Raw genomic sequence first — 12,604 nt, forward strand, 5'->3', positions numbered from 1 at the left:
TGGAGTGTCAAAAATCAGTGCATTGCAGGGTGTGTAGTTATAAAGGCTCTGCACGACGCTGCTGGTGGATCCAGTCCACAATTTCACCCTCTGGCGCATAACCGCTGACCGTATTGCGCAGCAACTGCCGAACCCGGGTGTAGTCATCCTCATCAACGGCTGAGAGCAATTGGCTCAATCGCTGTTTCAGCTCATCCCAGGACAACATATCCTCATTGGCGCTCATGATCATCGGATGCTGGGTGGCTACAACGTTGTCACCGATCAGCAACTCTTCGTAAAGCTTTTCACCAGGCCGCAGGCCTGTGAACTCAATCTCGATATCGCCATGCAGATTTTTATCGGAACGAACGCTTAAGCCAGACAGATGGATCATCTTCTCTGCCAGCTCGACGATACGCACCGGCTCGCCCATATCCAGCACGAATACATCACCGCCCTGCCCCATTGAGCCGGCCTGAATCACCAACTGCGCGGCCTCCGGGATCGTCATGAAATACCGGGTAATCTTGGGATGGGTAACGGTTAACGGGCCGCCCGACTTGATCTGCTTATGGAACAGTGGGATGACGGAGCCTGAAGACCCCAACACATTGCCAAAACGCACCATGGTGAATCGGGTTTTATTGACCCGGGACACATTGGCCTTGTCACCGAACAATACGGGCGCCGCTTCACGGCTGAGCGCTTGCAGTGTCATTTCAGCCAAACGCTTGGTGCTGCCCATGACATTGGTAGGCCGCACCGCCTTGTCAGTCGAAATCAACACGAAGTTAGCCACACCCGACTGCAAAGCCGCTTGAGCAGTATTGAGTGTGCCAATGACGTTATTGAGTACGCCTTCTGCAATGTTGTGCTCAACCATCGGCACATGCTTGTAAGCAGCGGCGTGATAAACCGTGTCGACATTCCAGGTTTTCATCACATCCAGCAGCTTTTGCTCATTGCGCACAGAACCGAGTATGGGCAACAGCTTGACCGACAGCGATTCGCGCTCAATACGCTGCTCAAGTTCCGAAAGAATGCAGTAGAGATTGAATTCACTGTGTTCGAACAGAAGAAGCGTCGTTGGTCGAAGTTCCAAAATCTGACGACACAACTCAGAACCGATGGAGCCGCCTGCACCCGTGACCAAAACACTCTGGCCCTTGATGCAGTGCTCCAGCAATTCACCTTGAGCGGGTACCGCATCACGACCCAGCAAGTCAGCGATATCGACTTCCTGAATATCATCGACCTTTACCCGGCCGCTGGCCAAATCCATAAAGCCAGGAATACTGCGAACGTGCAGCGGGAAGCCTTCAAGCAACCCCAGAATCTCACGACGTCGCCCACGCGAAGAAGAAGGAATCGCCAATAGCAATTCCTGCGCCCCGGTGCGATCTATCATTTGTTGAATGTTTTCGGACTTGAATACCTGCAAGCCGGAGATCACCCGATCGGCAATGCTTTCGTCGTCGTCAATAAACGCCACAGGGCGCATCACACGCCCCATGCGCAGTGCAGCGACCAATTGATTGCCCGCAGCGCCCGCGCCGTAAATGGCTACACGGGGCAAACCGTCGTCACGACTGGTGAAAGGAACATGCTGAGCGGCTGCAAACCAGTCACCCAAAAAGTACTGGCGCATGGCAAGACGCAAGCCACCGAGCATGATCAGACTCAACCACCAGTAGTTGAAGATGATTGAGCGGGGCACGACGTTGTCGTGGTTGCTGTACCAATAGACCACAACCGCCAAGATCAGCGATGAGAGACTGACGGCCTTGATAATCGCGATAAGGGCATCGTTGCCGAAGTAGCGCATGACGGCGCGGTACATGCCGAAGCGGATGAACAGGGGGATGGCGATAAGTGGGGCACAGATAAATAACCATAGGTGTAAGCTAACCGGGTTAATCATTTCATCGATGCCTAGCCGCACAACGAAAGATAGCCACAACGCTACCCAAACGAGAACCACATCAGTCGCGACCTGTATAACCCGCTTTTGCTTGCGTGATAGGCTGAGTAAATATGCCCGAATCTTATCCATAGATTTTTTTGCCAACCTTGAATTTCTGAATCGCTGAAGTGCGACGTAACTGAAAATATTGGAATCCACAATATTAGTTGAAGTACAGGAAATTCTCTAGCTTAAACTCCAGAAAACAAGGCATGTGTACCACTCACTCTTTTTCACCGGCATGAAATTTAATTGCTAATAAAACCAGTGGGATATAGGCAATTACTACCCCTACCAATCCATCTATTTCCAGCAGAGCTACACCAATAGCGATGGGGAGCAACCAGAACATATTGATTGCCAGCACAGCCAAGGTCACTGGCAAATGCTTGCCCATTTGGCGCGAAGCATATTGATAGGCATGGCTACGGTGGGCCTCATAGACCTTACATCCGCTGAACAGGCGTCGAATCAGGGTGAATGAAGCGTCGACAATGAACACACCGAGTAAAATTATCCACACCCAAAAAAACTTCGGATCATGCCATGCTGCTTGCAAAGAAAGTACAGCTAGCGTTATCCCCAAAAATCCACTACCCGCATCTCCCATAAATATACGCGCAGGAGGAAAATTCCAAAAAAGAAATCCCAGTACGGCCATACATAACGCTAAGGGCAACCAAATAAGCTCGATATAACCAAGTGCAATATAAATCACACATGCACCAAGGCAGACACACAAGGCCTCAACACTGGCTAAACCGTCAATACCATCCATGAAATTGTAAAGATTCAACATCCATACAATATAGAAAGCACCGAGAATAATACCCAGCCACCCAAAATTAACGGGGGTATTGAAAAATATGATTTCAGGTATACCACCCAGCCAGTACAAGGCCCAGAAGGCTGCACTGAAATGACCAAGCAAACGCCAGCGGGCAGCAATATGCCCGTGATCATCCAGAAAGCCTATAACGGCGATAGATGCACCTGAACCTAGTAATGCCCACAAAACAGAGTTCGAAACGTCGTTTGCTGTCCAAAGCACAAGCAAAGCGATCAGAAAGCTAATGACTACAGCAACTCCTCCTCCACGTGGAGTAGGCAAAGAGTGCGAACTCCGCGCATTAGGTATATCAATCAAACTTCTGGAAAGCGCGTAGCGTTTCAACATCCAGGTTAGTAGTAGCGCTAGAATTGCCACAGCGGGCAAAAGCCAGACTAGTCGGTTCATTAACAACTCCATTATATTTCTACCTTGGGATTGGCTATCCGACTCAAGAGGACTGAAAATTGCTTGCCGTCTTGCGTAGCGCATTTTCCACCGTCGAGGGCGGGCTCCAACCCAATAAATCCCTAGATTTTTGTATATCTACTTGCAAAGAACCGCATAGCCGTTGTGCAGCAGATCGCCGCCCTAGTAAAGAGGCCGCGCGTACCAAGATGGATACTGGGACAGGAATCAAGCGGGCCGGTCGTCCTAATGCTTCCCCCAGTTGCTTCAGCAATTGGGTCGTAGACATATCGTAGCCATCACTTGCCAGAAATACCTGATTTGCCGCCCCAGGATGCTCAATGCAAGTAATGATCAAATCGATCAGATTCTCCAGCGCGACAAAGCTCCGTTGATTACGAATAGCTCCCAACGGGAGCGGCCAACCTTTATTCAACCAGTTCATCATGCTACGGAAGTTTGCCTTGACTCCAGGCCCATAAACCAGCACCGGCCTAATGACCACAATTTCCATCCCGATTTCTTTACCAAGCGACATCAACTGCTGCTCGGCTTCCATTTTGGACACGCCATAAGGATCAGAGGGCGCTGGAATATCTTCCGCAGTGAAAGGCGTGCCGACTTGTGTCTCCTCACCGTTTACCTTGATTGAGCTGATGAAAATGAACCTTTTCACCCCCGATTGTGCTGCCTGCTTTGCGAGATTCAACGTTCCATCAACATTGATTTTGCGGTATTCAGATAACGGATCACTACTGGCATCAGACATTACGTGTACACGCGCCGCACAATGAATTAATACATCAACGCCCGTCAACGGCACATTACCGGAGGTCAGGTAATCCGAACCGACATAAACGGGAGTCACCGATTCTGCAAACACTACTCCTTTAGACCGTACAAGTGCTCGTACCTGACATGTCATGAGAGATGCCAATTGCTTGACCAATGCCGCGCCTACAAAGCCGGTAGATCCTGTGATGAGAACTGTTGTTTGATCGTTCACGCAGAGCGCTCCAATTGCCTGTAGACATCCATGTGCTGCTCTACGATTTTCTCTATAGCAAATGCCTTAGTAGCAAGCTCACGTCCTGCAATACCCATCTTTTGGCGAAGCGCAGGATTCTCAATCAAAACCTGCAATTGATCTGCCAATGCTTCAGCATTTCGGACAGGTACCAGTAACCCGGTAATGTTTTCATCAATAGCATCCCGGCATCCCGGAACATCTGTAGTAACAACGGCCCGACCGCAAGCAGCCGCTTCAACCAATACTTTTGGCAAGCCCTCCCTGTAGGACGGCAGTGTAACAATGTGTGATGCGGCAAAAAGGGTCGCGATATCAGTCCGATATCCCAGCAATTCTATACAGCCTTTCTTGCGCCACTCGTCAAGTTGCTCCGAAGAGACAGTCGCAGGATTGCCTGGATCTATATCTCCGATTAATTGATAACGAGCTTTAACGCCACGTTCAATTAGTATCTCTACGGCCTCAACAAACTCAAGTACACCTTTGTCCTTGAGCAATCTGGCTGCCATGCAGACCACAACCTCACCTTCAGGTTCAGGCAATGCTGCATACTGGGACAAATCAACTCCAGACCCTCGGATCATAGTTACTTTGGACTTACTTAACCCGCCCATGGCCAAAAGCAAATCTCTATCATCCGGATTCTGAAAAATCGTGCGCAGATTTTTTTTGCCTAAAGCGACACGATAAAACCCGCTGACAACACGACGTGTAAGTGAAGCTTTGATGCCTTTAGAGAGAAAAACAAATCCCAATCCAGAAATGGCCGAAACAACACCCTTCACTGGAGCCAGTCGAGATGCAATACCGCCATAGAGCACAGGTTTGATAGTTACAAGATGCAGGACATCGGGACGCACGCGCCACAGCAATTTCCAAATCGCGTACATCAAACCGAGTTCGGCGAAAGGATTACGCCCGCTTCGCGACAACGGTAAAGAATGAAAGGCAAATGACTCCGTCCTGAACCTTTCGACTGCGGGCCCTGGCATGCATGCAATATGAACTACATAACCGTCTGCTTGAGCGCCTTTGGCAACGGCCAGACGATGAGAAATGAAGAACCCGGGATCATTAACAATAAAAAGAATAACTTTACTCATGCCTGTTCATCCAGCCACGTTTGAAACATTAATATATTCCAGAGTTGAGATTGCCAATTTGCACTTCCATCAAGATGCTCCTGCCACATTTTTCTGATTGGCCCAGGGTGAAAATAACCTTCTTTTAACAGTCGGGATTCACTTAAAAATGACTCAGCCCATTCACGCAGTGGACCACGCAGCCAGGCGCCCAGCGGTATCCCAAAACCTTGTTTAGGGCGCTCGATCAGCTCTCTGGGGACATGACGATAAAGCACCTCTCTGAGTAACCACTTTCCCTGACCATTACGAATTTTAAGATCGAGCGGGAATCGCCAGGCCAGCTCTACCACCCGATGATCAAGCATCGGTACACGCCCCTCGATACTGCAAGCCATAGAAGCGCGGTCGACTTTTACCAATATGTCGTCGGACATATAAGTCTGCGCATCCATTGCCATCATCCAGTGTTCGAAACAATCGGTTTGAGGCCAACGTGCGGAATCAGTAAACGTGGTTTTAGGTTCAACACCACCAATGACAATGTTGGCAGGCTCAGTCCAGTGACTATTGAGCTGCAAATAAAATTCAGGACCGCTGGAAAGGTTGAGAACGCCAGCAAGTTTGTGCGCTTTATCGCCAGGTAAACTGACATGTAAGCGCTTGGGGAGAATTGGCTTGGCTACCGCAAATAAGCGATCCCATGTAGTCGGAGAAAGTGATTTGAGCGCCTGTGCTGATAATCGACGGGCAACAGGCGGTAGGCGCTGCATCTTCTCCCAGACATTCTTTGCGCTTAAATAGCGATTGTAACCGCCGAAAAGCTCATCCCCACCATCCCCACTGAGAACAACCTTAACTTGTTTACTTGCCATCTGGTTGACTAGGAAAGTAGGGATCTGAGAACTGTCAGCAAACGGCTCGCAGTACATCGATGGCAGCCTCTGTATAATAGGCAGCGCATCTTCAGGACGCACGTAAAGCTCACTGTGCTGGGTGCCTAAGTGTTTGGCGACCGCTTTAGCGTGAACCGCCTCGTCATACCCCCCCTCATCAAAGCCTATAGTGAAAGTACTAACGGCTTGTTTACTTTGCGCTTGCATCAGAGCAACAACAACACTGCTGTCTACGCCGCCGCTTAATAATGCGCCCAGAGGTACTTCCGACAACATTTGCTGTCCAATAGATTCAGTGAGTTGTCGCTCAAGTAAGTCGGTCGCTTGCGCAGGAGTTCCCAAAAATGGATCAGCAAGCCCAGCTGCAGCCACTGCATTTACAGACCAATAGGCTTTCGAATGAGTTGCCTTCGCCGCACTGATATCTATAAGAGGAAGGGATATGTAATGACCTGGGAGTAACTTAGAAATTCCTTTATAGATACTATATGGAGCAGGAATGCAGTTGTGCCGCAGGAGCAGTGTTAATGCATCTCGGTCTACCTCAGGCCGAAAATATGGAGCTGCCTTAATAGCCTTGAGTTCAGAACCGAAAAATAAAACTTCACCCTGCCAGCCGTAATAAAGAGGCTTTTCACCGAGGCGATCTCGGGCAAGGCTCAACACTTTGTTTTTCTTATCCCAAAATGCAAAAGCGAACATGCCAACGAGTTCTTGTAAAGTTTTCTCAATTCCCCAATTGATAAGTGCTACAAGGAGAGTTTCAGTATCTGAGTGGCCTTTCCACGCGTAAGGGGACGGCAACTCAGTGTCTATTTTACGCCGAAGATTGAAGTGATTATAAATTTCTCCATTAAAAACCAGAGCAAAGCGATTACATTCAGAATGCATTGGCTGGTGACCAGCGGCACTTAGATCCACAATCGCCAAGCGTCTGTGGCCTAGGCCGAGCCCGTGAGTTTCATCAACCCACACCCCGGCATCATCAATGCCGCGATGAAATAGTGCATTACTCATCAATGTGACTACGGAGGATAAATTACTATTCCGCGAGTCAAATATCCCACATAGTCCGCACACTAACGAATATCCTCGTTCAAGTTGAGAGCATCATAGATTTCTTTGAATCTAAGTTCAGCACATTTCATAGTGAAATTATCAACGATGCGCTGATATGCGCCCTGTCCAATTTCGCGACGCTCCTCAGGACTCAATTCAATCAAGTGAGCGAGAGCAGTTGACAATTCCACAGGCGCCTGGGGAGGCACGACAAGACCATTATCACCTATTAGAAATGCTGCATCCCCTACATCAGTAGTAACACAAGGTAAGCCCATGCTCATCGCCTCTCCTAAGACATTTGGGAAGCCCTCAGTATAAGAATGCAAACAGAAAACATCCATTGCCTTTAAACAAATAGCCACATCTTGGCGTTGACCGAGCAGAATGAAACGCTCTTCATAGCCTGTGGATTTTATGTTTGACATGAGCTGTAAATTATTAATATCGACATCCCGGCCTACAAGCAAAAATTTAACATGGGTAAATTTCTTGGCTAGAATGCCTGCAGCGTGAATAAAGGTTGAATGATCTTTGACTTGATGGAAGCGACCGAGACTTCCTATAAGGAGCTCATTATGTTCAACGCCATAAGCCATGCGCAGAGCTTGGCGATCTTGTTCAGAGGCGACTAATGCTCCCATATCAAAGCCATTGGGGACTACGATCATACGATTGGAAGCATAACCAATTGCACTATGTGCTTTACGAGAAGCCTGTGCCGCACAAATAATAACTGTGGGTACCGATGCTGAAAGCCATGAACAAATTTTACGTACCAAAATCGTTAATTTACCACCGCCTTTATTGATGTCAGTTGTTCGAATTCCCCAAATTATTTTACGCACACCGACTAAACGCGCAGCCACGCCGCCCAATAGATCAGCGTGATACATCCAAGTTTGGACGATGTCAGGCTTGGCATGTTTGAGCTCCCGTACCAACTTTATAAGCCCGTGCAAAGCACTGGTAACACCACTCATTCCTAACGGGACAACAGTGATACCGCGGGCTTGGAGCAGTGACCCAACCTCGCCCAAAGAGGTCAGGGAAATCACCATATGCTCATCATCAGAGCCAGAAGATAAAGCACTGCACAATCTGTAGAGCATCAATTCAGCGCCACCAACATTAAGGCCTACAATTACATGTACTATTTTCATTTTTACTGTTGCTCCAACCAGGCTTGGAACATTAAAACCCCCCAAAGCTTAGTGGAGTGATCTGTTTTACCCTGAAGATGATGCTGCCAAATATCATGTATCGGTTTGGGATTGAAAAAACCCTCACGCAGCAATCTTTGATCATCTAGCAAAGTTTCAGCCCAAGAGCGTAATGGTCCACGAAGCCATTCACCAACCGGTATAGAGAAGCCTTTCTTCGGTCTTTCGAACATTTGCTTAGGGACGTGCCTATGCAAAATTTCTCTTAACGCCCACTTGCCTTTCCCTTGCCTGATTTTAAAATCAGCAGGCAGTCGCCAAGCCATTTCAACTACACGGTGATCCAGAAATGGGACTCGGGTCTCAAGACTGTTAGCCATGGCGGCACGGTCTACTTTTACTAGAATGTCGTCGACCATGTAGGTTTGCGCATCAATGGCCATCATCCACTCTTCGAATGTATCAACCTGAGGCCAACTTTCAGGAGTCGTCAAAATAGTGGGTAATTCATGTCCACCACTCACTATGCTGAGGGGTTGTTTCCAGTGACTCATTAGTTGATGGTAAAAAGATTCTCTCGTGGGAGAGCCTGCCACTTCCAGTAATTTTATAAGCTGCCCATTAAGGGGTGCCTTCATAAGTAGGTCTGCCGCCACGCGACGCAATGGTAGTGGACACTTACTTATAGCTTTCCAGATACGAGGTGCAAACTGATAAGGGTTATAACCACCGAACAATTCATCCCCAGCGTCACCACTTAATGCTACAGTAACTTTCTGTTTAGCTAAATGGCTAACTAGGAACGTCGGAATTTGAGAGCTGTCTGCAAACGGCTCACAATACATTTGCGGCAGAAGAGGTATAACGTCTAAAGCATCTTTAGATTCAACGTAGATCTCGGTGTGCTCTGTACCTAAATGTCGAGAAACAGTTGCAGCGAATTCGGCCTCATTAAATCCCACCTCGTTAAAACCAATAGTAAAAGTCTTTACCGCGCGTTCCGCCTGCTGCTGCATTAACGCCACGATTAAACTGCTATCGATTCCTCCGCTCAAAAAAGCGCCCAAAGGAACATCCGCTAGCATTTGCATGCGAATGCTTTGGCTAAGCCGACTCTCTAACGTATCAAGAATGGAACTTGAGTCTCCTTCTAGAGGGCTATCAAGCCCTGCACGCGCAACTTTGTTGTAGGACCAATACTCCTGTGGTGTGACGTCTGCCCTCGTATCATTAGGCGTGACGGTGACATACGTACCCGGATTAAGTTTTTCAATACCTTCGTAAATACTATATGGAGCAGGTATGTAATTGTGACGTAAAAAAAGGGCCAGAGAACTTCGATCTATGTTTGCATCAAATGCAGGGTGTGCCTTCAAAGCTTTAAGCTCAGAGCCAAATAATAAATTACCATTTTGCCAACCCCAGTAAAGAGGTTTTTCGCCTAAACGATCACGTGCCAAAGTCAACTGTGAATTATAGCTATCCCATAAGGCAATAGCGAACATACCAACTGTTGACATTAAGGTTTTTTCTATACCCCAACTTTCGAAACATGCCAAAAGTGTTTCGGTATCCGAATGCCCGCGCCACTTAGGGGCAAGACCAGCGGACTCAAGCATGCCGCGTAGCACTAAATGGTTATAAATTTCACCGTTGAACGCGATGACATATCGGCCACTAGCAGACGGCATTGGCTGATGACCTGCCGGGCTAAGATCTTGAATCGCGAGTCGGGCATGGCCCAAAGCAATATATTTATTATCTGACCAGGCACCTGCATCATCTGGCCCTCGGTGACTGAGAGCAGAAACCATTAATTGAAGATGGGGTTCGCTCTCACTAGTGAGTGTAGAATTAAGATAACCAGCTAGTCCGCACACACTGAAATCCTTTAATAGATCAATTTAATCAATATTGTAAGCTTTATGGGGAAGTACAGATTTTATTACCTGCTCCCACTTCTCAATCGCTTGATCGACAGAATAGTGGTCCAGAACTACCTTGCGCCCCATCTTTCCAGCCGTCTCGCGCTTAATAGGATCATTGATCAACACCGTTAAATAGTCATACCAATCTGACTCAGTAACAGCGCCATATCCCACTGGCCCATGCGCGAGCACTTCACTGTTCATCCCGCAATCAGACACTACAACCGGTACTTCACAAGCCATATAAAGCAGCATTTTATAGCTGCATTTTCCACGAGACCACTCATTATCATCCAACGGCATAATGCCTATATCCATGGATGCTATAGTGGATACTTCATCACCCACGCTCCACTTAATAAACTCGATATCCTCTTCTGGAATATCAGTAAATATCGGCGGAACATCTGAAACAATACGCAGCTTCCAACCTTGGTTATCTTTTAATACAGCAGCCAAAGTTTTTTGGATCGAGTACAAAAATCGAAACCCTCCAGAGGTTCCAGACCATCCGATAATCTTCAGAGGTTCGACTTTTGTTTCTGAAATAAATCGCCTTGTATCAACAGGTGTAGGGATAATCGTGATGGGTTTACCGAATTTCTTAAAGTATTCCGCAAGGAAGTTATTACCACAAACAATGTGATCGGCATGCTTCGCTATCGTATTCGCCGCCCAACCCTTTCGATGCATCCATATCGCATCGTCGACGTCAAGGATACGCGGACGTTTTGTTAGAAACTCCAGCGTGGGAAGCGTAGATAGAAACTCTCGCTGGAGTATGACGGCGTCATGCTTTTGACTTTTGCAGACTTGCTTAATACGTGTGAGCAACTCAGTAACTATCCATAAGAACCGTTTCTTAAAGGATGAAGGAGGATATGCAGAAGTATGCGCATTAGCTAGGGATAGCTTTACACCGCGTTTATCAAGAGCCGTTTTAAGATATTCAACCCGGAAACGTGTACTAGGAACTTGTTTACCTTGAGTGAAAACCATGACCGAGCAATAATCTTTCATTAAAAACCTCAGGCAACATGACGCTGTTGTAATGAACGGCTGCGGACGCTGAAACAAATCAGCACAGCTATGACCACACACAAAATTTTAATAAAAAACCACAATGAAGGAAGAAAAGTATCAGAAAAGAGCGATAACACGCTGGCAGAATATAAGTAGGCCGAAATTACAAGGCATAGTAAATTTCCAGACTTAGCATAAAAATATATGTACGTAGAGAAAAGTGAATACATAGTTAAGAAAACTAAAGCCCCAACAGCTCCAAAATTTGGATAGATCGAAAAATATATACTATATACATTTCCATCTAACCCAGGCCCGTACTGATTAAAATCCGCATGGACCGATTGAGGTGTGCACATTTGCAAAGCTGAAAGCAGGTGACAGAAAGAAACAAACGGACTCCAATTTGGAAAAACATCGATTATTTTATCAAAATACAACGAGAACAATATTGGGCCTTGCAAAGCATAACCAGCGAGATGTCTTAAAAAAACAAAAACCATCCCCCCCAACCCTGCATTCGCAGACAAGTCAACTTTATTGGTAGCAACAGCACCAGCTATCAATACCAACCCCAATACAGAACTAGCCACTATAATTACTTTTATGGGCAGCCTACCACTTGACAAATGATATACAATCAACAGCCCAAGTAACATTTGAATTAAAGCAGCACGACCGGTTCCAATCAATATGAAAATACACCATGGCACAGATATTATTAAAAAAGCCGTAAAAGATATTTTTTTGGTAGCGACCGCTTTAAGCATCAAGGGAATCAACACCAAACCCACCAAAAGATAATTTGACGTTATCTTTCCGAAAACTGCATCGCCACTTACAGACATAGCTCTTGCAGCATATGCTATCTGCTCAAAACTATCCCCTAATGCCTGCAAATCAGCCAAAGCAAAAGGCAGAATCAGCATATGGAGTAACGCAAATGTAAAAAAGACTTTTTTGTAATTAATTTCGCTATAAAAAAAACTTTCCGTATTAATACCTGTATGACTAAGTAATCTTTCCATCCCCATCGATGCAAAGCAAAAAACCAGCCCACCTGCAACAAATAACAATAACGCATCGGACTCCACTTCAAAAAAACCCAAGTTTGGCGTAAGTGAAATAGCGCACAATCCCACCCCCCAAATTGCCGTAAACACTAATGAGGGATGAAAGAAGTCCCTTAATATAAACCATGAAAAAGATGCAAACGATAATAAAATCAGACCTGCCATCAA

The 12,604-nt window shown here is 46.7% G+C and carries 9 protein-coding genes; all 9 read right to left on the reverse strand.

Going from position 1 to position 12,604, the window contains the following annotated elements; all coding sequences use genetic code 11:
• Positions 1-37 precede the first annotated feature (37 nt).
• Entirely contained in the window at positions 38-2,035 is a 1,998-nt protein-coding gene (locus tag EQV93_RS09215) for a polysaccharide biosynthesis protein (protein ID WP_240891419.1), read from the reverse strand.
• 133 nt (positions 2,036-2,168) lie between these two features.
• Positions 2,169-3,182, reverse strand: coding sequence for an MraY family glycosyltransferase (locus EQV93_RS09220; RefSeq protein WP_240891420.1), 1,014 nt, complete (start codon positions 3,180-3,182; stop codon positions 2,169-2,171).
• Positions 3,183-3,225: 43 nt separating this feature from the next.
• The gene (locus tag EQV93_RS09225; RefSeq protein ID WP_240891421.1) at positions 3,226-4,188 is read right to left on the reverse strand and encodes a UDP-glucose 4-epimerase family protein; all 963 of its coding nucleotides are present in this window, start codon (positions 4,186-4,188) and stop codon (positions 3,226-3,228) included.
• Positions 4,185-5,315: a glycosyltransferase family 4 protein gene (locus EQV93_RS09230; protein WP_240891422.1), complete on the reverse strand. Its 1,131-nt coding sequence runs from the start codon at positions 5,313-5,315 to the stop codon at positions 4,185-4,187. The genes EQV93_RS09225 and EQV93_RS09230 overlap by 4 nt, the downstream gene beginning before the upstream one ends.
• Positions 5,312-7,270 (reverse strand): asparagine synthase (glutamine-hydrolyzing), encoded by a 1,959-nt coding sequence (gene asnB, locus EQV93_RS09235; protein ID WP_240891423.1) that lies wholly within the window; start codon positions 7,268-7,270, stop codon positions 5,312-5,314. Before asnB (EQV93_RS09235) ends, EQV93_RS09230 begins: the two co-directional genes overlap by 4 nt.
• Positions 7,270-8,412 carry a glycosyltransferase family 4 protein gene (locus EQV93_RS09240; RefSeq protein WP_240891424.1) on the reverse strand — a complete coding sequence of 381 codons (1,143 nt, stop codon included), beginning with the start codon at positions 8,410-8,412 and terminating at the stop codon, positions 7,270-7,272. The genes asnB (EQV93_RS09235) and EQV93_RS09240 overlap by 1 nt, the downstream gene beginning before the upstream one ends.
• Before the next feature lie 2 nt (positions 8,413-8,414).
• The gene (gene asnB, locus EQV93_RS09245) at positions 8,415-10,292 is read right to left on the reverse strand and encodes an asparagine synthase (glutamine-hydrolyzing) (protein WP_240891425.1); all 1,878 of its coding nucleotides are present in this window, start codon (positions 10,290-10,292) and stop codon (positions 8,415-8,417) included.
• 24 nt (positions 10,293-10,316) lie between these two features.
• The gene (locus EQV93_RS09250) at positions 10,317-11,360 is read right to left on the reverse strand and encodes a glycosyltransferase family 4 protein (protein WP_240891426.1); all 1,044 of its coding nucleotides are present in this window, start codon (positions 11,358-11,360) and stop codon (positions 10,317-10,319) included.
• 8 nt (positions 11,361-11,368) lie between these two features.
• Positions 11,369-12,601: an O-antigen polymerase gene (locus tag EQV93_RS09255; RefSeq protein WP_240891427.1), complete on the reverse strand. Its 1,233-nt coding sequence runs from the start codon at positions 12,599-12,601 to the stop codon at positions 11,369-11,371.
• Positions 12,602-12,604: the final 3 nt, after the last annotated feature.

It is taken from the genome of Pseudomonas sp. TMW22091, assembly GCF_022496705.1.
GTDB lineage: Bacteria > Pseudomonadota > Gammaproteobacteria > Pseudomonadales > Pseudomonadaceae > Aquipseudomonas > Aquipseudomonas saxonica.

Excerpts from the sequence above, each read along its gene's own strand:
- EQV93_RS09215 (WP_240891419.1), bottom strand. The coding sequence starts at position 2,035 with ATGGATAAGATTCGGGCATATTTACTCAGCCTATCACGCAAGCAAAAG.
- EQV93_RS09220 (WP_240891420.1), bottom strand. The coding sequence starts at position 3,182 with ATGAACCGACTAGTCTGGCTTTTGCCCGCTGTGGCAATTCTAGCGCTA.
- EQV93_RS09230 (WP_240891422.1), bottom strand. The coding sequence starts at position 5,315 with ATGAGTAAAGTTATTCTTTTTATTGTTAATGATCCCGGGTTCTTCATT.
- EQV93_RS09240 (WP_240891424.1), bottom strand. The coding sequence starts at position 8,412 with ATGAAAATAGTACATGTAATTGTAGGCCTTAATGTTGGTGGCGCTGAA.
- EQV93_RS09250 (WP_240891426.1), bottom strand. The coding sequence starts at position 11,360 with ATGAAAGATTATTGCTCGGTCATGGTTTTCACTCAAGGTAAACAAGTT.
- EQV93_RS09255 (WP_240891427.1), bottom strand. The coding sequence starts at position 12,601 with ATGGCAGGTCTGATTTTATTATCGTTTGCATCTTTTTCATGGTTTATA.